This window comes from Acinetobacter sp. 'aerobic (ED)', assembly GCF_904886855.1.
GTDB lineage: Bacteria > Pseudomonadota > Gammaproteobacteria > Pseudomonadales > Moraxellaceae > Acinetobacter > Acinetobacter courvalinii.
On sequence record NZ_CAJHGI010000004.1, the window covers coordinates 496789 to 521085 of the forward strand.

Sequence of the window (24297 nt, forward strand, 5' to 3'; positions counted from 1 at the left end):
AAAAGCTTACCTTAAGGTAAGCTTTTTTATGGAGAAAGAATTTAAGCAGTTTGCTCAAGCACTTTCTTGAATAAATCTTTTTGCTCTTGGCTTGGCTTCGCTGTTTGTAAAGCCATAAGCTGAGACATATCACCTTGCACCTTGATTTTACCTGTCATGAATGCTTGCATTGCAGCAGCCATGTCAAACTCAAGGAATACTTTACGTAAAGTTTCAGCATCCATGTTTAAGGTTGTTTTCGCATTTGAAGATAAACCTTTCTGGATTTTACCTGCATCCAAAGAGAGCTCTGTATTACCAGCTGCATCTGTTACAACCAAGTTAATCGCTAAATTCGCAAGCGCAGGTGGCAAGTTTAAATCACCAGCTTCAGCAGTAAGTTTTTCAACAGTTGCAAACCAATCATCAGTTAAAAATGCAGCCATGATTATTCCTCAAATGTATTTGTTCAATTTCTTGTGCCATCTATCCAGACGACATCTCATGAAGCAATTTGCTTGTGCCCTGTTATAGCATGTAATTTTTATTTTGGGCTATGATTTTTTGTACGCAGGATTCAATTTTTAAATTTTTTATAAAAAAAAGGTACTTAACCAGTACCTTTTCAAAAAAAATTATACTTTACTCTGCCGCAAAACTCAGGTTGACCACGTCCAGACGGTTTTTCATCTCTTCCGGATCTTTCATGTCAAACTCGCGTTGACCATCAAGGGCCTCAAAATCGAATAACTCACGGTCCGCCAGTTGCGAAGGAGAAACGTTCTGTAATGCACCAAAAATACTGTGCAAACGTTTCGGGTGCTGTTTGTCCCATTCACGTAACATGTCATTGATAATGGCACGCTGCAAGTTTTCCTGTGAACCACACAAATTACATGGAATGATTGGGAACTGGCGTAATTCCGCGTACTTGATGATGTCTTTCTCTTCGACATAAGCCAAAGGACGGATCAGGATATTCTTTTTATCCGAAGACAAAAGTTTTGGTGGCATGGCTTTTAAACTGCCACCATGGAATAAATTCAAAAAGAAGGTCGCCATGATATCATCACGGTGGTGACCCAACGCGACCTTAGTGGCGCCGATCTCCTGCGCAAAGCCATACAGCGAACCACGGCGTAAACGTGAGCATACCGCACAGTAGGTCTTGCCCTCAGGTGTCAAACGCTTGGTAATGGTATAGGTATCTTTTTCCAGGATGTAATAAGGAATATTGTTCTCTTCCATATAACGTGGCAAGACATCTTCAGGGAAACCCGGTTGTTTCTGATCCAGGTTGACGGCAACCACATCAAAGTTGATTGGCGCAATACGCTTGAATTGCAACAGGATATCGAGCATGGTATAGCTGTCTTTACCGCCCGACACACAGACCATGACCTTGTCGCCCTCTTCGATCATGTTGTAATCACGAATTGCATGCCCCACCTGACGACGAAGTTTTTTCAACAGGCGATAATACGCCGAACTTGTCGGAAGCTCTGGCTTGAAATTAAATCCTTGGTTGGACTCCACTGGCGCGTACATAGACGTGATTTACTCATAAACAAAAATACCGCGCGATTTTATCTCATTCCGAAAAAATGCGCATCTAAAGAATTTTTCAATTTCTTTCAATCGTCATATTTCAGTTTCATACTGGTAAAATTCTGATCACAAAATGTCAAACTGGCCCAGATTGCTTATATTTCAAACTTTTCCACAGTTGTCCACAAAAGCTGTGGATAAATTTGTGGATTTCTTAGCTATTGACAAACTGCCTTTATCTTAAAATAAGGCTTCCCATTAAATTGATCATTTTTTAACCAATCATTTTATCAATTTAAAATCAATAACTTATATAAGTCAAGACTTAGTTTTTAAAATAAATATTTTAATTTTTTTTGCTGAACATTCGCACAAATTGACTTGATTTTTGTCTAACAGTAAAAAATAAAAAAATTGTAGCAAAAGATCTTTTTTTGCTTTTTTTTGTTAAACTGCCACATGCAACTTATGCTCATCCTTTTGCGAATATTATAACGATGAACAAAACAACTTATTTTTTTGCTGTTTGCTTGGGAACAATCGGTTTTTTTAATGTGACAGCATCAAGTTATGCTGGGCAGACCATTTATCAATTTAAAGATGATAATGGGACAACACTACTCACCAATAAGAAAAAGGCAGAGTACAGTCATCTAAAAGTGGTCAAAGCCACTTATTATCCTGACAGTAATATTCATAACTATAGTAACTGGGGCGCCAGTGAAGCTTCTGTACTGCCGAGCTATAGCCGGAATAAAAATGCATTTGACCAGCTGATCCGTCAAGCCGCTCAACAGCACGGAATTTCAGAGGGCTTGATTAAAGCTGTCATGCATACCGAATCAGGCTTTAATATCAAAGCCCGTTCACCAGTCGGTGCACAAGGTTTAATGCAACTGATGCCAGCCACTGCACGCCGTTTTAATGTCAGTAACGCCTATGATCCGCAACAGAACATCTTTGGCGGTGCAAAGTACCTAAGCTGGTTACTGAAACGCTTTAATGGTAATACCCAACTGGCGATTGCGGCTTATAATGCCGGTGAAGGCAATGTCGATAAATACGGCGGTATCCCGCCATTTCGTGAAACTCAGGATTACGTCCGTCGTGTTACCAGCCGTTACCAAAATCTTTATGCTTCAGGCTTAGGCACGTTTACAGAATCAAACAGCAGCAATACTCAGGTACTGGCGCAATCTGCGAATTATTCCTCATCATCCAATAATATTGCTGAAGCCACACCTGCCCCTAGATCCTACAATCGCCAGATCATTACACTGGCAGATGGGACCTTTACCGATGCGCCATCGGGAACCTATACCACCGCCAATGCCACCGCAACTGCCCGAATCCGTCTAAGCAACTGACAATTCAGGCTGTGTATTCTCATGGCATGATTTTTCCTGCTGTTTTTTAGACAAAATCGCATTTAAGTCCCTGTTTCACAGCCAGTTCATAATTTTATTGGCTAAATGTATCTGCACCGATTTTTTTCTTGAATTTTTAGGGTTCGCCCTGCATATTAGCGTTATGATTTATAATTTATAAATCAGATCACTTTTTCTTTATAAGAGGGTTTTCTCAATGATGCGGATTGGTTTGTTCTTGCTAACCAACCTCGCGGTACTGGTTGTAGCTGGCATTATCTTGTCACTCTTCGGTGTCGGTAGTTACCATGGCGCGGGTGGCTTGAATCTAGGCAACCTACTGGTCGTCTGTTTTGTCTTTGGTATGGTGGGTTCGATTATTTCCCTATTCATGTCAAAGTGGATGGCTAAAAAAACCACTGGGACAGAATTAATTGACCCAAATGCACCCCGTAGTCAAGCAGAAGCTTGGTTATTACAAGAAGTGGCACAATTATCCCAACGTGCAGGTATTAACATGCCTGAAGTGGGTATTTTCCCTTCTTACCAATCCAATGCATTTGCGACAGGTTGGAATAAAAATGATGCTTTAGTAGCTGTTTCAACAGGCCTACTCGAGCGTATGAACAAAGATGAACTTCGTGCCGTACTGGCGCACGAAATCGGTCACGTTGCCAATGGCGACATGGTGACTCTTGCGCTGATCCAAGGTGTGGTCAACGCCTTCGTGATGTTCTTTGCACGTATTGCAGGTGACTTCATCGACCGTAACGTATTTGGTCGCGAAGATGGTGAAGCACCCGGTCTTGCTTATTTTGCCATTACCATTGTACTCGACATCGTCTTCGGTATTTTGGCCTCTGCCATCGTGATGTGGTTCTCTCGTCAACGTGAATATCGCGCAGACGAGGCTGGCGCACGTTTAGCAGGTAAACAGGCCATGATTTCTGCCCTGCTTCGCTTACAGGCAGAGTCAGAAATGCCAGATCAAATGCCGAAAGAAATGAAAGCATTTGCAATCGCGGAAGGTAAGGAACAAGGCTTTAGCTTAGCGGCTTTATTCCAGACCCACCCAACCATTGAACAACGTGTTGCGGCATTGCAGCAATTAAACGTTCAATAATCAGTATCAGATTCATGATAAAGCCTCCATCATGGAGGCTTTATTTTTTGCCTAAAGACTAGCGTGTCTGGAAAGATTGATAAAATTGCCACAGATAACTGAAACCTGCCCACACTGCCAGCACCAGTAACATCACCACTGCGATGCCCAATAAATCGGGAATGCGTAACCAGATCCAGCTCACCACAGGATTACGCCAGAAGGCAGAAGTTTTCTGTTTTTGCTCAAGTGACTCATGCAGGAATGGATGCACCACATGAATATCACTGTGGACCTGATACTCTTCCCGAATATGCTCATGCACGATCTCCAGTGTCTTGCGGCTGGGGCGGATGAATACGTCAAATACAGTGCCGACAATCGGTACGAAGCCAACCAGCATATCCATAATTGCCAGTTTCACCACACCTTTGAGCTTATGTTGCGGTACGCCAACGTCTCTGGCTTTTTTAAAGGCATATAAGGTCAGGATAAAACCGGCAATATCTCCAGCAAATGGAATCGTGCTGAGTGCAGCATCCGCGCCTACGCCCTGCTTGGTAAACGGTATGCGGACCAGACTGTCCATAGTATTGGCAAATTTGGCCAAATCACGCTCGACTGCAATCGCTTGCTGCTGAGTTAGTTTTTTTTGTTCTGGGTAATCAGTCATCCGCTCAACCTAAAAACGATGTTTATCCTTGAGAATAAAGTAGTTTTTAGGTTTTGTCGGTACAATTATGATTACAGCCTAGAATAAAATCATGGAGGCGATAAATAAATAAACGATCACCCCGGTGGCATCACAAATCGAAGTGACCAGCGGTGCGGATGCACTGGCTGGATCAAGCCCGGCCTTATTTAAAATAAACGGCAAACTCATCCCGATCAGACAGCCCATCAATACAATCCCCATCATACTTAAGGCCAGGACTAGTGCCACCATTTCGTCACCACGGAAATAGCCCAGTAGCGAAACAGCCACCGCCATGGTACCACCCAGGCACAGGGCCACCAGACTTTCCCGCCCCAGTAGCGAGAACCAGTCTTTAAACTGCACATCTCCTGTCGCCAAAGCACGGACCATCAGGGTGGAAGATTGCGAGCCGGCATTTCCACCACTCCCCACCAGCAATGGCAAGAAGAAGACCAGCACCAGATTCTGCGCAATTACATCTTCATAATGCGCAATCCCGATGCCGGACAGTAGGCTTCCAAATACCAAGAAAACCAGCCAGAACACCCGTTTCCGGTAGAGCTGTAAAATCGGTGCAGATTTAATGCTGAGTTTGGATGAAGCATCGACCGCCCCGACTTTTAAGAAGTCTTCGGTGGCTTCTTCACTGGCCACATCCATCGCATCATCATAGGTTACAATCCCGACCATCATGTCGTAGTGATCAAGAATCGGGAGTGCCAACAGATCATAACGGGCAATGGTCTTGGCCACCTCATCCTGATCGGTATCGACATAGGCAGTCAGCACATTGGTTTCCATCAACTCATTAATATTCTGTTCTTCATCTGCCAGAATTAACTGTTTCAGGGATAAAACCCCCAGAATTTTTCGTGCCTGATCCAGTACATAGGCAAAATAAATCGTTTCGGTATCGGGTGCTTCCAGACGCAACATTTTAATTGCATCCTTAACCGTAATATCAGGTTTGAGTGTGGCATATTCAGAACTCATGATTGCCCCCGCTGTTCCTTCCAGATAAGCAGAAAGCTGGCGAATATCTTCTCTTTCAGCCTGCGCTAAGGCAGGCAGTAATGCATTCTGTTGTTCCTGATCCAGACACTTGAAGACATCAGCGCGCTTATCCGAAGACATCTCTCCAATAATCTCTGCCAGTATATGTCTAGGCATGGCTTTGGCCAGTTTGACCTGTTCATTGGGCGGAAGATAGGAGAAAACGTAGGCACGCTCAGGTAAGTGGGTAAGTAACTGTTGGCTTTGCTCTACAGAGAGCTGGGTCAAGACATCGGCAAGATCCACCGCCCGAAAGGTCTGTACGGATGCGAGTGCAAGTTCAATATGGTTATTTTTAAGTGCGTCGCTTAGTAAATATAAAAAATTATTGTAGCTCATGTCAGCCTCTTCACTACAAATGCTCTGCAATGAAGAACTACAAGCAGCCTATTGGTTTACTGCTAAATAGAAAGCTTCATGCAGACTTTGATGAAAATAAAAATGTGTAATCTGGGATAAATTACAACTCTGCGTGTCCATTTAGGCAATCAAACCTCATTAGACCGTTTATACGGCACGGCAATACTACAAATTTTTTTGAATATTCTCAACTTACTCAACAAAAATGAACAGTTGCTGGCTTAGACTAAGCCAGCAACTGTTCATTTTAGCGCTGTTGTAAAACAATATGGTTAAGCAGTTTCAATCTTCGGTTTTGGCTTGAATGCCGTTCTGACCAAGACATACATAAACGGGATAAAGATCAGTACCAGAATGGTCCCGAAAACCACCCCGCCAAACACGCTATAACCAATCGCCTGTCGGCTTAACGCACCCGCACCACTCGAAAACATCAGCGGGATAACGCCGGCACCGAAGGCAATCGAGGTCATCAAGATTGGGCGTAGTCGTAATCCTGCGGCATGTAAAGCCGCTTGCAGTGCGGTTTGTCCCTGTTGTTGCAGGCTGGCTGCAAATTCAACCATTAAAATGGCATTTTTACAGGACAAACCAATAGTGGTGAGCAAGGCAATCTGGAAATAAATATCGTTGGAGAATCCAAACAGGTAACTGAATAAAATCGTTCCGCCGACCCCTAAAGGAATCGCCGCCATCACCACCGAAGGAATAGACCAGCTTTCATATAGAGCTGCAAGGCACAGAAAAATAAAGGCAATCGAAATGAGATACAGCCAGATCGCCTGATTGCTGGATTGCTGTTCCTGATAAGACAGTCCACTCCAGGCCAGGCCGACATCTGGCATTTTATCGACCAGTCCCTGAATGGCCTGCATCCCTTGCCCACTACTAAAACCGCTCGCAGCATCCGCTTCCAGACTAATGGCAGGATAGCCCATAAAGCGCTCCAGCATTGGTGGCGCTCCCTGCCATCCAATCTGACTGAATTGCGAAAACGGCACCATTTGTCCATTGGCATTTTTTACATACCAGTAATTGAGATCTTCTGGCTTGGAGCGGTATGGTGCATCGCCTTGTAGATACACGCGCTTGATCCGGCCACGATCAATAAAGTCATTGATATAACTGCCACTCCACGCGGTCGATAAGGTGCGGTTAATATCACTGACGTTGAGCCCGTGTATCATGGCCGCTTTATGGTCAATCTTGATATTCAGTACAGCCTGATCATCATTGCCTTTTTTATCCACATTTTCGACCGAATCCAGCGCATTGCCCTGTTGCTGTAAATCCTGAAAAGAGCTTAATAGACTCTGTCTGCCCAAACCTTTGGTATCCTGTAGCCAGAAATCGATCTTATCTGAATTTCCAAGCCCACGAATTACCGAAGGCATCATCACCATAATGCGGGCCTGATTATTCTGCGAAAAATACTGCATTGCTCGCGCACGAATTTGCTGGGCACTGTTTTCCGTGCCCTTGCGCTCATCCCAATGTTTAAGTGAAACAAAGGCCTGCCCAAGATTTTGTCCGGTACCTGAAAAATTGCGTCCATGAATCACCATTACCCCGTTTAAGTTGGCCTTTTCATGTTCAAGGAAATAGTCAGAAATCTGTTTGCCGACATTTTCCGTTTTGCTCATCGGCGTACCTTCCGGTAAACGGAATTGCACTGCTAAAGTTCCTTGGTCTTCCTGAGGTAAAAAGCTACTAGGCAATTCGCGATACACCCAGACAAAAATCCCAATCAGGAGAGCAATGCCGATCAGGGACATGCTTTTCAGGCTGATGACTTTGTTAGACACCTTCAGATAACGTGTTTTAATAGAGTCCAGCCCTTGATTAAATTTGACAGCCCAACGTGCTTGTTTGTGTTGCGGTTTAAGCAAAATGGCACATAAAGCCGGGGTTAGAATCAAGGCGACCAGTAAGGACAACCCCATCGCCACCACCAAGGTGATGGAGAACTGTCGATAAATAATCCCTGTCGCCCCACTAAAAAAGGACATCGGAATAAAAACGGCGGTCAGGACCAAGGTAATCCCGACCAAGGCCCCACTGATTTCCTGCATCGATTGAATCGAGGCTTGTTTGGCACTGAGTTGCTGCTCGTGCATAAGACGCTCAACATTCTCAACCACCACAATCGCATCATCAACCAGCAAGCCAATCGCCAGCACCATGGCAAATAAGGTCAGGGTATTAATACTCATGCCCAAAACAGCCAAGACCGCAAAAGTGCCTAGGATTACCACAGGTACCGTGATGGCAGGAATCAAGGTGGCTCGCCAGTTTTGCAGGAAGATAAACATCACCAGTACCACCAGTCCGATGGCTTCAATCAGGGTGGAGACCACCTGCGACATCGACTCTTTTACAAATGGCGTGTCATCCCGTGGATACATCACAAAATAACCTTCTGGTAAGGTTTTTTCCAGACGGGCAACTTCTTTATACACCGCATCCGCCACTTGCATCACGTTCGCGCCAACAGTCAGCGACAAGGACAGCCCCGAAGCAGGATAACCATTGATCCGGTTAAACACCTGATAATTTTCCGCCCCAACTTCAACTCGGGCGACATCCTTTAAATAGACAAAACTGCCGTCAGCATTGGCTTTGACGATAATATTTTCAAACTGTTCAGGCGTGCGTAACAACGAGCCTGAAGTGACTTTAGCATTCAGGTATTGATCACTTGCCGCAGGTAGTGCTCCGATCGCACCTGCTGCCACTTGTGTATTCTGGTTTTCAATCGCTGTTCGGACATCACCCACCTGAAGCTGATAACGTTCAAGTCGTTGCGGGTCCAGCCAGATGCGCATGGCATATTGCGAACCAAACACACTGACTTCGCCAATGCCTTCAATCCGGCTTAGATTGAGTTCAAAGTTATTGGTGATGTAATCGGAAATATCCAGATTGGTTGATCGGCCAGACTTATCCCCGACCCCAATCACCATAAAGGAATCACTTAAAGATTTGCGAACATTCACACCTTGACGTTGAACATCATCAGGAAGGCGGTTAATTGCCCCATTGACTGCATTTTGGACCTGTACCTGTGCCTGATCAGGATCGGTGCCTTGCTCAAAGAACAAACTGATACGGCTACTACCACTTGCATCACTACTCGAACTAAAATAGAGCAGGTGATCAATGCCTTTAATCTGCTGTTCCAAAACCTGGGTCACACTATCTTCAACCGCCTGAGCATCCGCACCGTTATAATTGGCCGATACCGTAATTCGGGGCGGTGCAATATCGGGATAACGTTCTACGGGCAAATTCAGAATGGCGAATAAACCAACTGCCATCATAATAATTGCCAGCACAGTGGCAAAGATCGGACGATGAATAAAAAACTTAGATAGCATGGCTGTTCATTCCATTAGTGAAACAGTCAGTTTTTCAAAAAGATAGGCAAATACAGGCACTTTTCAGAATATGATCATTACCGAGCTGACAGGCAAACACCATCCCTATTAACATATCATTTCAAAAAGCGTAAATTGCGGAGAAATAATGAATTTCAGGTTATTTGCAATAAAAAATAATGCGCTAACTTTGCAATAATTCAGCAGTTTAATACTGTTAGGTAATTTAATTTACTGTGCAATCAAATACTTCTTAATTTTGAATTGACATACCCCCGACTTAAAACCATATTAGCACGCTTAGTTTATCTCCCCTCCCCATACTGTATTAGGCATATATGAAGGCCAGCTTAAAAAACTTGAATATTCTGCTGTTGATCTTATTGCCCGCCTTGATCACAGGCGGCTTACTGATTGCAGTCGGTAATTTATCTGATGGTTTAAGACTTGGCTGTTTATCATTGCCTGGCGTACTGTTTGTTTATCTGGCCATTACCCGACAAAAAATCTATTGGTATCTCCTCGCCATCATCTGGTGGTTTTTGGCTTGGTTAGATGCCTTGCTACGCTCAAGCACCTGGTTTTTGTTCAATAGTGATAATGAGGCCTATTTCATTATTGAAGCGCTTGCCAATACTAACCGTCGGGAAAGTCTGGAGTTTTTTCAGCTTCATCTCGGTACCATGCTTATGGTGGGAGCAGGTCTGTTGACCTTAGTCATCCTGTATAGCATTACCGTATTTAAACTGGTTAAACCGATTCATTTTAGCCGACTCTGGCATAGCCGAATTTATCGGGGCTGTATTATTTTTCTGATCTTGCTGGCGATCACCAGTTATCTGATGAAACCCTCCCGCAAGGTACATCCAATTGTATTCTGGACGGAGTATCAGACCAAAATCCAGGATTTTAAAGACCGCATCAAACAGCATAAAAATGTCCATTTGCAATGGGACAAAAGTGCCAAGCAGAATCTGGTACTGACCGAACAGGCTAAAGGCAAACAGACTCATGTACTGGTCCTGTCAGAAAGTTTAACCAGTTTAAATCTGGGTATCTGTGGCTACCCACGCAATACCACGCCTGAACTGGCAAAACGCGTGAATGAGATCAAGGTCTTTTGTAATGCTTTCTCTCCTTCACCGTCTACAATCAATGCATTACGTGTACTGTTAACCGAAAGCCCGGCTTCACAACATGATCAATATTCACCAGAAAGTATTCTGGCCTATGCCCGGGCTGCGGGATATAAAATTTACTGGCTCAGTAATCAGGATGATACCTATTTATCTTCTTTATTCGGTGCCTATGCCGATAAAGCAGTCTATAAAAATAAGCGTTCGGGACGCAGCAGCACCTCGTTGGATGAATCACTCATTCCTGATTATCAACAGGCGCTGGCAGATCCTGAACCGAAAAAACTGATTATTCTCCATCTGATTGGCGCCCATCCAAACTATGAAGAGCGCTATCCAGCAGCATTTAACCGCTTTACAAGTGAGAGCAACGATGCTGTCGAAACTGATCTCAAAAATCGGGACATTGATCCGTGGATTCGTTCACTGCGCAATGACTATGATAATGCAGTCTTGTATGAAGATTCATTACTGAGCCAGTTTTTGGATGATTTAAGAGCAGATGCGACACCTGATTTTAGATCCTTTACCGTGGTTTCTGATCATGGCAATGAAGTCGGACATGAAATTGATTATGCCGGTCATAGCCCAAATACCAGAGCAGGTTATCAGGTCCCTGTAATCATGTGGTCAGATGGCTTACACAGCACAGGTGTAGATAAAGAAAAAACCTTGAATACTGCGGAACTGGACAATAATCTGCTGCACCTTATGGGACTTAAAGACAAATCCTCCCCATCTCAAACTTACTGGTTAGATGACAATTATCATTTCACACCAGAAGCCAACTGGCCTTATTGGAAGAAATAGCTCTTCATTATCTCTTTGTTTTTGAATCCAGTTTAGACACAAGCTCAAACTGGATTTCTTATTTCAGTGCGACTGCTTTTAAAATTCTTGATATTTTCATAAAACCATCATCTCTCTGTCATGTGTTTGATAACTTCAACGCTCAAACTAGTGGTTTGAATAAAAAACACATGAGCTTATCTATGTTTAAAAAAGCAGTTTTTTGTCTGAGCCTGATCAGCCTTGCTGGTTGCAATGATGACAACAATGATCAAAACAATATCAAACAACCGAATAATCAGGATCCAAAAATTCTGGTGGTGGGACATCGCGGTGCCAGCGCATTACGTCCAGAACACACCCTTGCCTCATATCAAAAGGCGATTGACGACGGTGCTGACTTTATTGAGCCAGATCTGGTTTCAACCAAAGATGGCGTTCTGGTTGCCCGTCATGAAAATGAAATTGGCGGTACCACCAATGTTTCAACCCTGCCGCAATTTGCTGATCGTAAAACAAACAAAGTGATTGATGGAACATCTTTTAATGGCGGTTGGTTTACCGAAGACTTTACATTAAACGAATTGCAACAACTGAAAGCACGTGAGCGTATTCCACAATATCGTCCTGAAAACCAGAAGTATAATGATCTCTATACCATTCCGACCTTGGAACAGATTATCGAACTGGCTGAAGCGCATTATAAGAAAACTGGCAAAATTATTGGTCTTTATATTGAAACCAAACATCCCACCTATTTTCAAAAACAGAATTTGGCAATGGAAGACACACTACTTAAAACACTGTCTAAATACCAATACACCCGCGATATTGCACCGATCTATTTACAGTCTTTTGAAGTGGGCAATTTGAAATACTTAAAGAACCAGCTTGATCTGCACAAAAGTGTCAAACATGCCCAACTGATCCAACTTTACGATGAAAAAACAGTACGCCCTGCGGATTATGTCGCTCAAAATATTGCGACTACCTATGGCAATATGGCAACTGCACAGGGATTAAAAGACGTTGCAAAATATGCCAATGGCGTCGGCCCTTGGAAACCTTATATTATCGACCAAGAAACCATGCAAACCACCTCCTTTGTTAAAGATGCCCATCAGGCGGGCCTAAAGGTGCATCCATATACCTTCCGGCCTGAAAATAACTTCCTGCCAGCCAGCTTAAAATGTAGCGCAGATAAAGCCAAAGAAGCAGAACGTTGTGCCACAGGTTCAATCAAGGAAATGCAGCTGTATTTCAAAGCAGGTGTGGATGGTATCTTCACCGATGATCCAGCATTGGGGCGTCAGGCAGTACAAATTTATCAAGCCACGGTAAAATAAGTCTTGTTTCAAACTTAAGGGCAGCATCAGCTGCCCTTATTTATGCATGGCCAAGTTGTTTTTGCTTGACCTGTTGCCATTGCCACCAGCCATAAGCCGCCAGCCCGACAAAGGCGGCATAGAGCCCTGCGGTCAGGAAAACTTCTTTGTAGATAAACATGCCCACATAGATGATATTGACAAAAATCCACAGAATCCACGTGGCAATATGCTTTCGACTGGTCCAGTAGGTGGCTAATAAGCTGAATGCCACCAATTGCGAATCCAGCATCGGTACCGCAGCATCAGTAAAATGTTTAAGCATCAAGCCCAACAGCAGACCAAAAATAACCGCCATACCCATTTGCGCCAATACCAGAGTTTTGGCAATCGGCTCAATCCGGATCTCATGGTCCTGACGTTTGCCTTTCAGCCAGTAATAGAATCCATACACATTCATCGCAATAAAGAAAAATTGCAGCAGTGTTTCACCATATAAGCGGATGCTAAAGAAAAAATAGGCGTATAAACTGCACGCCAGAAAATTAAACCACCAGCACCACATGTGGCGTCGAATGGTTAAGGTCACACCAATCAGACTGATCACGACCGCAAAAATTTCAAAGGCAGACAAGAGCAAACTTCTTTCAGAATTTGTTGGCAACATTATGGAAAAATCTGCAATTTTAGCAATGCCCAATTATTGATTTACTTTATCTATATTTTTATCTTGATTTGAGAAATGGCTATTTTTCAAACACCCTCTATGCTATAAAAGATCAGAATCAGTTTCGAATATTTTATATGTTGAACCCTCAAGCTTCCTGCTCACGTCCAAATGCGATTGCGCATGACATTTCTGTCTATGCGGCATGGCGACGTGTCTACGCGTTACCGCGAGGAGACTTGATATATTTCAGATGATGACACTTTAAACATCAGTTGAATCCACAGGTCGCCTCATGAGCGACCTTTTTTATTGTCTTAATTTCACCATTGTTATTACAGGAATCATGTCATGACCCAATTATCCGAAAAGAATGCTCTCTCCATAGCACAGCTACAACCGGCTGTAGCCCCTGTTTCCCCTCGCCTTGCTACAGTCGGACAATTCATCACCGTGGTGCTGATCTGGTCATTTACACCTTTAGCTGCGGTCTGGACAGTACATGAAATTCACTGGGCTTGGGGATTATTCTTACGATTCAGTATCGCCATTCCACTGGCCTTACTGTGCCTGCTTTATTTTCGCTTGAAACTGACCATCAACAAAACTGCCCTACTCAGTTATAGTGCCGGCGCGCTTGGGCTGTTCGGCTCCATGACCTTTTGTTATATGGGTGCAACCCGCGTCTCTTCCGGCATGATCTCGATTATTTATGGGACCGCACCGTTATGGTCGGGACTGATCGCCGTATTTATCCTCAAACGCGAACACTTTTTAAAACGCCAATGGTATGGACTCATCCTGGCCGTTTTCGGACTTTCGCTCACCTTAGGTCTTGGCGCAATGCACATCCAGCTAGATAGGCTTGGGGTCATCTATGAAATTATTGCAGTGCTGCTGTACGTATTTTCCATGTTTGCCGTTGCACAAATTGGTGCCGGTATCCATCCCATTATTCAAACCACAGGCTCAACGCTCGTTTCGTGGTTCGGCTATCTGTGTTTATTACCCTTTTTCCTGAGCCAAGCACCGACCCAGTTGCCGAGCCTGCAAACAGGTCTGGCCTTGTTATATAGCGCATTATTTTCGTCGGTGCTGGCCATGATTTGTTATTTCCACCTGATCCAGAAACTGAACCCGACCACGGTGATGCTGATTAGCATATTAACCCCCGTTCTTGCGACTGGCTGGGGGGTATGGTTCAACAATGAGGCGTTAAGCTCCCATCTGATCATTGGACTTATTTTTCTATGCTTCGGCCTATTTATTTACGCTTATCGTAGAAAATAAGGTATAGATAAGGTTTTAAAACTGACAGGTCAGTCAACAGGACCTGTCAGCAATAGTATCGGCCAACAAGCCACAGTAAACTATCCCGATCACCTCGTGATTTCTCAAAGATTTGTTCAAGGATGAAATAATCTATGCGTTCTTACGTCTTCTGGCTCTGCTTCGGCCTATTATTCGTCTTGCAAGGGTGTGTACATGCCTCAACCCAAACAACCGTGGTGACCAGCAAAAGTACCGAACTGAAACAACGCTATTATCAGGTAAAGACTACGGCGCCGGATGGGACTGTACTTGCCTTTACGGTGTATCAACCGCATTTAAAACCTGACCAGACTGCACCTTTAATTTTACATACCCATGGCTTTGGTCTCTCCCGGATGAAACGCCCGGAACTGAGTTTGTATGGTTTCCTGTTACCTACTGGACAAGTCGCGAAAACGGCTTGGCAGAAGGGCTACTGGGTCATGAGTTATGACCAGCGTGGTCACGGTGATAGCCAAGGAAAAATCCGCCTGACTGATCCGGAGAAAGAAGCTCAAGACGTCATCACCCTGATGAACTGGGCAGAAAAAAACCTGCCGCAACTGGCAACAAATCAACATGGCGTGCGAACAGGCATGATCGGTGAGTCTTATGCAGGTGGCGTACAATACATTGCTTCAGCACGTGATCCCCGTTTACAGGCCATCGTTCCTATCACCACTTGGTATGACATCGTCAATAGTCTTGCGCCGAATGGAGTACCCAAAAGTAACTGGATCGGTTTTCTCAACCTGATTGGCGATTGGTGGAACTGGAATAAGTTTGATCCCGAATTAAAACAGGCCTATCTTGAAACGCAACAAGGTCAACTGAAAGCATCTACCTATGATTTTTTAAAAACCCATCAAGCCAGCTGGTTTTGCGATCATGCACAGGCACCTCAAGCAGATGCACTGATTATTCAGGGTTTTAGAGATATCTTGTTTCCCTTTAATGAAGGAGTAAAAGCAGCCCAATGTATTCAGCATGCTCAGCATGACGTTCATTTGGTTGGAGTACAGGGCGGACATTTACAGCCTTTTGCCCAGCATTCGCCTCGCGGCAACACACCCTTCTGGTATATTGGCAAAACGGTGAGTTGTGGCAACCAGCAAAAATATAATCTGCAAAATACCATCTTGGACTGGTTCAACCAGAAGCTCAAGGACCAAACGCCAGCGATCAACTTACCGGAGTTATGTGTGGATCAAAGTCCTGTCACGAGCTTAAATGACCTGAATGCAACTCAGTCCTATCGTCTGAATAAAACCTGGATCGCACCGACTGCAACTCAAGCAGTCTTCGTTCCTATCCATACCGCCACCCAACGCGGTTATATCACGGGTGCCCCACGGCTGTCTTTACAGGTAGAAATACCATCTAAAGTAGATCCGACCTTATTTATCTCTATGGCGATTAAATCCAAACTCACAGGGAAATATGAGGTTTTAAATGATCAGACTGCGCCGTTTAATGCAGCCCGAAAACAGGCTTATGACCAGATTACCCAAGACATAACCCAGCTGGATGAACCGCATTTAACCATTGAGTTGCCAAGTATGAATGGGCGATTGAATCAAGGCGATACCCTAGGCTTACTCATCAATACACAGAGCATGTACTATCAAAAAATAAAACAACCTAAAATTGAGGCTTGGATTTCAGGGCACATTGTTTTACCTAAATTTTGGAGTGAGACCGCTTCGAAATAATATTTATTTTTATAAAAAACCAGCGAGAGTGAATTCTACCACTCTCGATTGGCAATCAATTCTTCCATTTCAATATCCAGATAACCGACCTCTTGCACCACCATCATCATGGCTTCAGCAATATAATCTGCGGCAGTGTCATCTAAACTGGAATCCAGATCTTCAAATTGCGGTTTCATTTCGTTAATTTCGATCATGGTTTGATGTGCAAAACGATAGATTTCCGTTTCAGATAAGTCAGTACGGCTCACCTTTTTTGAAAACTTCTGGATATGCTGTTTCACTTCAGCCACGAGAATATCGGGATAATATTCATCGTCAAACATGGGGAGGAGTAAATCTTCGAACATAAAAAATAATATGCCAATAAAACGCCATGCTTATAACATAATCTAACCAAAATCACGATATTTAGACATAAAAAAAGCGGTTTTCTGACCGCTTTTTTTAATCATGTTTACTCTTTTTTAGCACTTAAACTTTTGGCAATCTTTGCAAGCTCCACAAACTCTTCTCGCATTTGATAAGGATCGGGTTTCGCCGATTGCTGTGCAAGCTGAATAATCTGATCCCATCCCATTGCGCCATTGTACTGTCCACCATTTAACTGCTGGGCATAAGAGGCCACAGCAATGGCAAAACGGGTATCGTTATTGGCTTGAACCAAGGGTCTGCTTTCCGCCCTCACCGCTTGACTCAATAAAATACTTTTCTCTTGATTTGGTAATTTATAGCGCAAGTTTACAAAAGCATATTCCGACTTTTTGGCTGTGTCAGTTTTTGCCGATGCCTGATAACGTGAATCATTGAGCCAGCCTTGTTGCCCCACTGGAATAATTTCATAAATCGCGGTGACATTATGTCCCGCTCCAATATCCCCGGCATCGACTTGGTCATTGTTAAAATCTTCCTGCTTCAACATCCGGTTTTCATAACCGACTAAACGATATTCTTTCACCGTTGCAGGATTAAATTCGACCTGAATTTTGACATCCTGAGCAACAGTCGCAAGGGTCGATGAAAGCTGACGCTGTACCACTTTTTTCGCTTCATTTTTATTATCAATATAGCTGTAATTGCCATCGCCTGCATCCGCCAGCTGCTCCATCAACTGCTCATTGTAATTCCCAGTACCAAAACCTAATGTCGTTAATGAAATACCGCTTTTACGTTTCTCTGCCACCATGCCTTTCAAGGTACTAAAATCGGTAATACCGACATTAAAGTCCCCATCTGTCGCCAGCAGAATACGGTTAATGCCATTTTTCACAAACGCTTTTTCAGCCTGCTGATAGGCCAACTGGATGGCTTGTTCACCTGCGGTTGCCCCACTGGCCTGCAAGGCATTAATCACGGCCAGGATCTTGTCTTTTTGATTGCCTGCGGTCGGTTCTAGTACCAGTTTTTCACCGCTGGCATAAGTAATGATGGTGACCTTATCCTGTGCTCGAAGTTGCTCGGTGAGTAAGCGTAAAGTCTGTTTTACCAGAGGCAGTTTGTCAGCTGCATCCATACTGCCAGAGACATCGACCAAAAAGACCAGATTGGCAGGTGGCAGTTGTTTGGTGCTCAGGTCTTTGGCCTGAATGCCAATCTTGATCAGCTTGGCATTTTGTTTCCATGGCGAATCAACTGTTTCGGTAGTGACCGAAAAAGGATGAATGCTATTTGGCTGCGGGTACTGATAATCAAAATAATTAATCATCTCCTCGGCACGAACCGCATCAACAGGCGGTAATCGCCCGTCATTTAAAAAACGACGTGTGTTGGTATAACTACCTGTATCTACATCAATACTAAACGTTGAAACAGCTTGATCCGCAACACGATGTACTGGATTGACTTCATTATTTTGATATTTTTCAGTGTTCTGCTCTAAGCGCGGTCCTTCCATGGTCGGCATCACGGCAATATAAGATGCTGGTGCGATCATCTTGCGTGCTTTGATCAATCCCTGATTTGACTGACTCATTGGTGAGGGGGCTACAGGCATCGCAGTTTCAACTGCAACCTGATCATACTGTTTAACAGGTGTACTACAGGCCATGATCATGCAACTAAGCAAACTCAGGGTTAAAATTTTTGTTGATTGATGCATTATTCACTTCCCCCATTTATTTCATTTTTTTCAAATACAGTCGCTATACAAAGAATTGTATGCAAAAAAAGAAAGATACACCGTATTCGAATGTATCTTTCCAGCATGGCTGATCAATCAGCTAAACCGTTGTTCTAATCAATCGCATAATTGATGGTCACCACCACACGGGCAATTTTATTAATGGTGGCCTTGTCATAAGCACCGCCATAATCACTATCATCATCCGAGCCACTTTCTGGCAAGATATAAAATGCCCCTTGACTGGCAGAACGCATCATTCCGACCTTTACACCACCCACTTTGGCAAACTCGTTGGCACGGCTATAGGCATTTTGGGTGGCATTGGCAATCAGCGACATTTTGATTTCCTCTAAATTTGATACCAAATATTCAGGTTTCTGCTCAATCGCAATGCCCTTTTCATCCAGTAGATATGCATCTTTGGCAGCCTGTTCAATCTTCTTGATATCGCGGCTATTAACCACCAAATTCTGTAAAGCGGTATAGCCTTTAAACTCACGATTGATTCGCCCGTCCCCCAGATTCACTTCTTCATAATAAGGTTGTGAACTTTTATTTCCGAGTTGCATATCTGCGGCTTTAAAACCATGCTCTACAAAGAACGCCTGTAAGGCTTTCATTTGCTGATCAAGTAATTGATAGGCCTGTGGAATCGTGTCCGATGTATGGCTACTTTGGAGATGAATCTCCCAGCGTGCTGAATCAGCCTGAATCGGTTTTTCAGCCAAGCCCTTGACTGTAATTGAATTTTTAGTGCTATTAAACTGTTTCAGGGCATAGCCCATAACCCCTGCAGAAATAATGAATCCAAGGCTCAAAATGAGTGCAAACACCCATAAACTTTTATATGTAATTGTTTTATTTTCCATTTTTAATATCACTTTGCTTATTTTATAGTCTTGTTATATGTAATCTGACCAAGCAAGTCAATAGAGCCCTGAAGCTCTACTGACATCTCAGCCACTTTTAAGCCTGCATCATTTTCCAGACCTTGATCGCATCGCTCGTGGCTTTAACATCGTGTACCCGAACAATACTTGCCCCTTGCTGAATACTTAAAAGATGCCCTGTCACGCTCCCCACCGCACGTTCTTGGGCTGGGACACCATTTAAAGCTTCACCAATAAAACGTTTCCGTGACAAGCCCGATAAAATTGGATACCCCATTCGGTTAAGTTTCCAGAACTCATTGAGTAATTGGAAATTTTGCAGGGCATTTTTGGCAAAACCAAAGCCTGGATCGATAATAATATTTTCCGGCTTAATTCCAACCGCAATGGCCTGATCCAGACGTTGTTGTAATTCCTGAATGACCTCTTCGGTCACGTCATCATACTGATCCAGCTGATTCATATTGGTCGGTTCACCCCGCATATGCATCAACACCACAGGAATATTTAACTCGGCTGCGGTTTCCAAGGCTTGAGGGCGGGTTAAGGCACGCACATCATTCCAGATATGCGCACCGGCTTGGACGGCAGCACGCATGACTTCAGGCTGACTGGTATCAATCGACATGATCACATCATATTTGGATAATGCCTCGACCACAGGAATCACACGGCGAAGTTCTTCCTCCAGCGCCACAGGTGATGCATTGGGGCGGGTAGATTCGCCCCCAATATCAATAATGCTTGCCCCTTCTTCAATCATCTTTAAAGCATATTGAATCGCCTGATCTTTCTGGTGATGCTGCCCCCCATCACTAAAGGAATCCGGGGTTACATTCAAGATTCCCATCACCTGGGGTTGTGAAAGGTCTAATCGAAAACGACCACAGGATAATTGACTTTGGGGTAATGGCATCAACTGCATCATCAAAACTCTTCGCACTTTAACAGGCTTATTTTAACAACACAGCTGATGCTGCGTTGCTGATTTATTTTCAGTTTGGCATAAAATCCAGACAAAAAAAGAGCGACCGAAGTCGCTCTTTTTATTTGATCTTTGATCAGCCCATTGCTGGTAAAGGTGGTGGTGTAGATGGACCATCTTTCGGTGGTTCAAATGCCGCCACTGGATTATCAGCAACATAAACTTTAGGTGGTTGCGGCTCACGACCTTCCATGATGTCACGGATCTGGTCACGATCGATTGTTTCCCAATCCATCAACGCTTTCACCATTGCATGTGCGATATCCTTGTTATTTTCCAAGATCTCACGTGCAACTTTGTATTGCTCATCCAGGATACGACGTACTTCTTCATCGACCTTTTGCTGAGTCGCTTCAGAAATGGTACGGCTACCGACATTACCGAAGAAACCATTCTGGTTTTCATCTTCATACACCATAACGCCAAGCGCATCAGACATACCGTATTTGGTTACCATAGCACGCGCCATTTTAGTTGCACGTTCAAAGTCGTTCGATGCACCAGTCGACATTTGGTTAATAAACACTTCTTCCGCAATACGACCACCAAACAAGATTGAAAGTTCATTCAACATCTTATCTTTATAGTGGCTGGTCTGATCTTGCTCCGGCAACTGCCAGGTCACACCTAATGCCCAACCGCGTGGCATGATCGTTACTTTATGCACAGGGTCAGTACCCGGTAGCATCTCGGCAACAATCGCATGTCCCGCTTCATGGTAAGCTGTAGCACGACGTTCTTCTTCACGAATCACCATCGATTTACGTTCAGGGCCCATATAGATCTTGTCTTTGGCATCTTCAAAGTCATGCATATCGACCGTGTTTTTATTACGGCGAGCAGCAAACAATGCAGCTTCATTGACCAAGTTTGCTAATTGCGCACCCGAGAAGCCCGGTGTACCACGTGCAAGCACTTTAAGATCCACACCTGTCACCGAAGGAAGTTTCTTCAGGTGAACGTTCAGGATCTGCTCACGGCCACGAATGTCTGGTAAACCCACCATCACTTGACGGTCAAAACGACCTGGACGAAGCAAGGCTTTATCCAGTACGTCTACACGGTTGGTCGCAGCAATCACGATTACGCCTTCATTGCCTTCAAAACCATCCATCTCGACAAGCATCTGGTTCAAGGTTTGTTCACGCTCATCATGACCACCGCCTGTACCCGAACCACGATGACGACCGACTGCATCAATCTCATCAATAAAGATGATACATGGCGCATGGCGTTTCGCTTGTTCAAACATGTCACGAACACGAGAAGCACCGACACCGACAAACATTTCAACGAAGTCAGAACCCGAGATACTAAAGAATGGAACCTTAGCTTCACCGGCAATAGCTTTCGCCAATAATGTTTTACCCGTACCTGGAGGACCAACCATCAGTACACCACGTGGAATGGTTGCACCAAGGCGTTTAAATTTGGCTGGGTCTTTTAAGAAATCAACGATTTCAACCACTTCTTGTTTTGCTTCATCACAGCCAGCGACGTCACTGAATGTTAACTTGATCTGATCTTCAGATAACATTTTCGCTTTTGACTTACCAAAGCTCATAGGACCGTTTTTACCACCAGCACCACCGCCCATATTACGCATGAAGAACATGAATAACAGGATGATCAGTAATACCGGGAAACTTGCAATGAGAAGTTGCATCAAAATGCCTTGACGTTGCGGTGCTGTGCCCTCAACCACTACATTCTGTTTATTTAAGCTTGGTAGCAACTCAGTGTCTTCTACTTGAGGACGAACCGTCTCAAATGAAGAACCATTGGTTTTTTCACCATTAATATTTAAACCGTCGATTGTGACTTGTTTAATTTGCCCAGCATTCACCGCTGCAACGAAATCAGAATATTTCATCGCTGCAGGCTTATTGCGGTCACTGACGTTGCTAAAAATCAAAATCAGAACACCGAGTATGATGAGCCACAATACGGCATTCTTGAAGTAATCGCTCAAGGCTTTATTCCCATATCAATCTAATTTGATCATACCTAATCTTGGCTGACCTTCACAAAAACAGCAATGAATTTGCGTTGCAAAAAACTTAAAAGGTACAAAATGCACAATTTTTAACAACTTGGCAAGTACACTTTTATTGCAATGCCTTTTTACGACCTTGACCAATCAAAAAAACTTCTTTCGATCGAGCACGTGATGCCGCAGGTTTGGCTGTTTTTAATACATCAAAACTATCGACCACCTGTTTGCGGAATTCGTCAAATCCTGAACCTTGGAACACTTTAACAACAAACTGTCCATTTGGTCCGAGAACTTTCTGAGCAAAATCCAAAGCCAGTTCACATAAGTAAATCTGACGCGGTTGATCAACAGCCCTATTACCTGATGTATTGGGGGCCATATCCGAAATTACAACGTCTACTTGACGTCCATTTAAAATATTTAACAATTTTTCGAAAACTTCTTCCTCACGGAAGTCGCCTTGCAGGAAGGTTACGTCTGGCAATGCATCCATTTCCAGAATGTCTGAGGCAATCACCAAACCATTTGAGCCAACCAGTTTACCCGCAATCTGAGACCAGCTGCCTGGCGCCGCACCCAAGTCGACCACCGTCATACCGGGCTTGATCATTTTATATTTTTCTTGGATTTCAAGTAACTTATACGCCGCACGTGCGCGATAACCTTCCTTTTGTGCTTTTTTTACAAAAGGGTCATCTAAATGCTCTCTCATCCATGCACGACTGCTTTTAGACAATTTTTGATTGGTAATGCGTGTCGCCATAACTCACTAAATTTCAAAAAACTTCTGATGAGTCATTGTACGTGAAAATTCCGCCTATTACAGTACGGATGTACTTCATTCACACGAACTTTTACAGATTTTTTCCGATCAGGCCAATTGGTTATTTCAGCAATTTTTCACATATTTGTTTGAAGTGTCGGTCTGCAAATCTATCTTAGAAACAGGATGCAAGTTATACTAGGTCGTTTTTCCAATCAGGTATTTTTAATGGCGGCTTTATCTATCCATGAACGTAAACGTTTACGTCAAATCGGTCATGCACTTAATCCAGTTGTAATGATTGGTAGCCAAGGTCTTACAGAAAACGTCATTGAAGAAACAAATCGTGCGTTAAACGACCACGAGTTGATTAAAGTGAAAATTGCGGGTGAAGACCGTGATGCACGTGGTGCCGTCATTGACGCGATTGTAGAAGCAACTGGTGCCGAGTCTGTACAAAAGATTGGTAAAATTGTTCTGCTCTATAAAAAAGCGGCGAAACAAAACCAGCACCTGTCTAACTTAGTTCGTTTTGCTCACTTAAGTAATAAGTAATTAGCATGGCGAGTTATGAACTATCCGCTTTTGATCGCTTTAGTGCCATTACGGTCGTTGGGGCGATTGAGCAACAAACACCAGCAACCTTGAATGTTGGTTTTTGGGTTCGTGACCCAAATCAATTTTTGATTTACCCAGATCAGGTTACGGCGCATCCACGTCATGATTTTTTATGGGAACAGACCTGCTTTGAAATTTTTGTGGGCGTGAAAGATCAAGATTTCTACCGAGAAATTAACCTTTCCCCTTCTCAAGCGTGGCAAGTCTATCAATTTGAAGAATACCGCTTCCCTGAAGATATGCCGCCTGTCGCTGCCTATGATATTGAACTGAATCATTTACAACGCACGCATTATGGCTTGAATGTCAGTCTGGATTTCTCCCAGTTTATGCGTGAGCATCAACTTAAATGGGCTGATCTGTATATCGGTTTAACCGCTGTACTTAATACCACTCAAGGTATGCATTATTTTGCAATGCAGCACAGCAGCCCTCAAGCTGACTTCCATAACAAGCGCGACTGGTTACATCAGTTTTAATAGGTTAAGCATAAAAAAAGC

Annotated in this window: 20 protein-coding genes; 8 read left to right on the forward strand and 12 right to left on the reverse strand. The window is 43.7% G+C overall.

The window, feature by feature from the left end; all coding sequences use genetic code 11:
- Positions 1–41 precede the first annotated feature (41 nt).
- Positions 42–425 carry an SCP2 sterol-binding domain-containing protein gene (locus JO943_RS11110; RefSeq protein WP_005231862.1) on the reverse strand — a complete coding sequence of 128 codons (384 nt, stop codon included), beginning with the start codon at positions 423–425 and terminating at the stop codon, positions 42–44.
- A 196-nt stretch (positions 426–621) separates the two neighbouring features.
- Positions 622–1527 carry a tRNA 2-thiocytidine(32) synthetase TtcA gene (gene ttcA, locus JO943_RS11115; RefSeq protein ID WP_004774851.1) on the reverse strand — a complete coding sequence of 302 codons (906 nt, stop codon included), beginning with the start codon at positions 1525–1527 and terminating at the stop codon, positions 622–624.
- A gap of 497 nt (positions 1528–2024) precedes the next feature.
- On the opposite strand from ttcA, the gene JO943_RS11120 reads away from it, so the two are divergent.
- Positions 2025–2894 (forward strand): lytic transglycosylase domain-containing protein, encoded by an 870-nt coding sequence (locus JO943_RS11120; protein ID WP_032883281.1) that lies wholly within the window; start codon positions 2025–2027, stop codon positions 2892–2894.
- Positions 2895–3111: 217 nt separating this feature from the next.
- Positions 3112–4017 (forward strand): protease HtpX, encoded by a 906-nt coding sequence (htpX, locus tag JO943_RS11125; protein WP_005231873.1) that lies wholly within the window; start codon positions 3112–3114, stop codon positions 4015–4017.
- Between the two features lie 58 nt (positions 4018–4075).
- On the opposite strand, the gene JO943_RS11130 is transcribed toward htpX, so the two are convergent.
- From JO943_RS11130 to JO943_RS11140, 3 genes are all read right to left on the reverse strand, one after another.
- A complete protein-coding gene (locus JO943_RS11130) occupies positions 4076–4669 on the reverse strand; it encodes a DUF4112 domain-containing protein (RefSeq protein ID WP_202740789.1) in 594 nt (197 codons plus the stop codon).
- 78 nt (positions 4670–4747) lie between these two features.
- Positions 4748–6085, reverse strand: coding sequence for a magnesium transporter (gene mgtE / locus JO943_RS11135; RefSeq protein WP_202740790.1), 1338 nt, complete (start codon positions 6083–6085; stop codon positions 4748–4750).
- 293 nt (positions 6086–6378) lie between these two features.
- Complete coding sequence (locus JO943_RS11140; RefSeq protein WP_202740791.1) at positions 6379–9483, reverse strand: efflux RND transporter permease subunit; 3105 nt, start codon at positions 9481–9483, stop codon at positions 6379–6381.
- Between the two features lie 338 nt (positions 9484–9821).
- Here JO943_RS11140 and JO943_RS11145 point away from each other — a divergent pair, with 338 nt between their 5' ends.
- Both JO943_RS11145 and JO943_RS11150 read left to right on the forward strand, forming a co-directional pair.
- Complete coding sequence (locus JO943_RS11145) at positions 9822–11429, forward strand: phosphoethanolamine transferase (protein ID WP_202740792.1); 1608 nt, start codon at positions 9822–9824, stop codon at positions 11427–11429.
- Between the two features lie 182 nt (positions 11430–11611).
- Positions 11612–12754: a glycerophosphodiester phosphodiesterase gene (locus tag JO943_RS11150; protein WP_202740793.1), complete on the forward strand. Its 1143-nt coding sequence runs from the start codon at positions 11612–11614 to the stop codon at positions 12752–12754.
- 40 nt (positions 12755–12794) lie between these two features.
- Here JO943_RS11150 and pnuC read toward each other — a convergent pair whose 3' ends face one another.
- Positions 12795–13400, reverse strand: coding sequence for a nicotinamide riboside transporter PnuC (gene pnuC, locus JO943_RS11155; protein WP_202740794.1), 606 nt, complete (start codon positions 13398–13400; stop codon positions 12795–12797).
- Positions 13401–13751: 351 nt separating this feature from the next.
- On the opposite strand from pnuC, the gene JO943_RS11160 reads away from it, so the two are divergent.
- A complete protein-coding gene (locus tag JO943_RS11160) occupies positions 13752–14690 on the forward strand; it encodes a DMT family transporter (RefSeq protein WP_202740795.1) in 939 nt (312 codons plus the stop codon).
- A gap of 134 nt (positions 14691–14824) precedes the next feature.
- A complete protein-coding gene (locus tag JO943_RS11165; protein ID WP_202740796.1) occupies positions 14825–16423 on the forward strand; it encodes an alpha/beta hydrolase family protein in 1599 nt (532 codons plus the stop codon).
- Positions 16424–16458: 35 nt separating this feature from the next.
- Here JO943_RS11165 and JO943_RS11170 read toward each other — a convergent pair whose 3' ends face one another.
- The 6 genes from JO943_RS11170 to rlmE form a co-directional block, all read right to left on the reverse strand.
- A complete protein-coding gene (locus JO943_RS11170) occupies positions 16459–16773 on the reverse strand; it encodes a DUF5713 family protein (protein WP_005288399.1) in 315 nt (104 codons plus the stop codon).
- A gap of 107 nt (positions 16774–16880) precedes the next feature.
- Positions 16881–18521, reverse strand: coding sequence for a vWA domain-containing protein (locus JO943_RS11175; RefSeq protein ID WP_202740797.1), 1641 nt, complete (start codon positions 18519–18521; stop codon positions 16881–16883).
- Between the two features lie 134 nt (positions 18522–18655).
- Positions 18656–19414, reverse strand: a complete 759-nt coding sequence (locus tag JO943_RS11180) for an SIMPL domain-containing protein (RefSeq protein WP_150957359.1) — start codon at positions 19412–19414, stop codon at positions 18656–18658.
- Between the two features lie 97 nt (positions 19415–19511).
- Positions 19512–20360: a dihydropteroate synthase gene (gene folP / locus JO943_RS11185; RefSeq protein WP_202740813.1), complete on the reverse strand. Its 849-nt coding sequence runs from the start codon at positions 20358–20360 to the stop codon at positions 19512–19514.
- A gap of 136 nt (positions 20361–20496) precedes the next feature.
- Entirely contained in the window at positions 20497–22392 is a 1896-nt protein-coding gene (ftsH, locus tag JO943_RS11190) for an ATP-dependent zinc metalloprotease FtsH (protein WP_005231889.1), read from the reverse strand.
- Positions 22393–22528: 136 nt separating this feature from the next.
- Positions 22529–23179 (reverse strand): 23S rRNA (uridine(2552)-2'-O)-methyltransferase RlmE, encoded by a 651-nt coding sequence (gene rlmE / locus JO943_RS11195; protein ID WP_005231890.1) that lies wholly within the window; start codon positions 23177–23179, stop codon positions 22529–22531.
- A 228-nt stretch (positions 23180–23407) separates the two neighbouring features.
- On the opposite strand from rlmE, the gene yhbY reads away from it, so the two are divergent.
- Positions 23408–23734: a ribosome assembly RNA-binding protein YhbY gene (gene yhbY / locus JO943_RS11200; RefSeq protein ID WP_004774823.1), complete on the forward strand. Its 327-nt coding sequence runs from the start codon at positions 23408–23410 to the stop codon at positions 23732–23734.
- 5 nt (positions 23735–23739) lie between these two features.
- Positions 23740–24276: a DOMON-like domain-containing protein gene (locus tag JO943_RS11205; RefSeq protein WP_005231892.1), complete on the forward strand. Its 537-nt coding sequence runs from the start codon at positions 23740–23742 to the stop codon at positions 24274–24276.
- The last annotated feature ends 21 nt before the right edge of the window (positions 24277–24297 follow it).

Excerpts from the sequence above, each read along its gene's own strand:
- yhbY (WP_004774823.1), top strand. The coding sequence starts at position 23,408 with ATGGCGGCTTTATCTATCCATGAACGTAAACGTTTACGTCAAATCGGT.
- htpX (WP_005231873.1), top strand. The coding sequence starts at position 3,112 with ATGATGCGGATTGGTTTGTTCTTGCTAACCAACCTCGCGGTACTGGTT.
- JO943_RS11175 (WP_202740797.1), bottom strand. The coding sequence starts at position 18,521 with ATGCATCAATCAACAAAAATTTTAACCCTGAGTTTGCTTAGTTGCATG.
- JO943_RS11120 (WP_032883281.1), top strand. The coding sequence starts at position 2,025 with ATGAACAAAACAACTTATTTTTTTGCTGTTTGCTTGGGAACAATCGGT.
- JO943_RS11145 (WP_202740792.1), top strand. The coding sequence starts at position 9,822 with ATGAAGGCCAGCTTAAAAAACTTGAATATTCTGCTGTTGATCTTATTG.
- JO943_RS11110 (WP_005231862.1), bottom strand. The coding sequence starts at position 425 with ATGGCTGCATTTTTAACTGATGATTGGTTTGCAACTGTTGAAAAACTT.
- rlmE (WP_005231890.1), bottom strand. The coding sequence starts at position 23,179 with ATGGCGACACGCATTACCAATCAAAAATTGTCTAAAAGCAGTCGTGCA.
- JO943_RS11160 (WP_202740795.1), top strand. The coding sequence starts at position 13,752 with ATGACCCAATTATCCGAAAAGAATGCTCTCTCCATAGCACAGCTACAA.
- JO943_RS11130 (WP_202740789.1), bottom strand. The coding sequence starts at position 4,669 with ATGACTGATTACCCAGAACAAAAAAAACTAACTCAGCAGCAAGCGATT.
- JO943_RS11170 (WP_005288399.1), bottom strand. The coding sequence starts at position 16,773 with ATGTTCGAAGATTTACTCCTCCCCATGTTTGACGATGAATATTATCCC.
- JO943_RS11205 (WP_005231892.1), top strand. The coding sequence starts at position 23,740 with ATGGCGAGTTATGAACTATCCGCTTTTGATCGCTTTAGTGCCATTACG.
- pnuC (WP_202740794.1), bottom strand. The coding sequence starts at position 13,400 with ATGTTGCCAACAAATTCTGAAAGAAGTTTGCTCTTGTCTGCCTTTGAA.
- mgtE (WP_202740790.1), bottom strand. The coding sequence starts at position 6,085 with ATGAGCTACAATAATTTTTTATATTTACTAAGCGACGCACTTAAAAAT.
- JO943_RS11140 (WP_202740791.1), bottom strand. The coding sequence starts at position 9,483 with ATGCTATCTAAGTTTTTTATTCATCGTCCGATCTTTGCCACTGTGCTG.
- JO943_RS11165 (WP_202740796.1), top strand. The coding sequence starts at position 14,825 with ATGCGTTCTTACGTCTTCTGGCTCTGCTTCGGCCTATTATTCGTCTTG.
- JO943_RS11180 (WP_150957359.1), bottom strand. The coding sequence starts at position 19,414 with ATGGAAAATAAAACAATTACATATAAAAGTTTATGGGTGTTTGCACTC.
- ttcA (WP_004774851.1), bottom strand. The coding sequence starts at position 1,527 with ATGTACGCGCCAGTGGAGTCCAACCAAGGATTTAATTTCAAGCCAGAG.
- folP (WP_202740813.1), bottom strand. The coding sequence starts at position 20,360 with ATGCAGTTGATGCCATTACCCCAAAGTCAATTATCCTGTGGTCGTTTT.
- JO943_RS11150 (WP_202740793.1), top strand. The coding sequence starts at position 11,612 with ATGTTTAAAAAAGCAGTTTTTTGTCTGAGCCTGATCAGCCTTGCTGGT.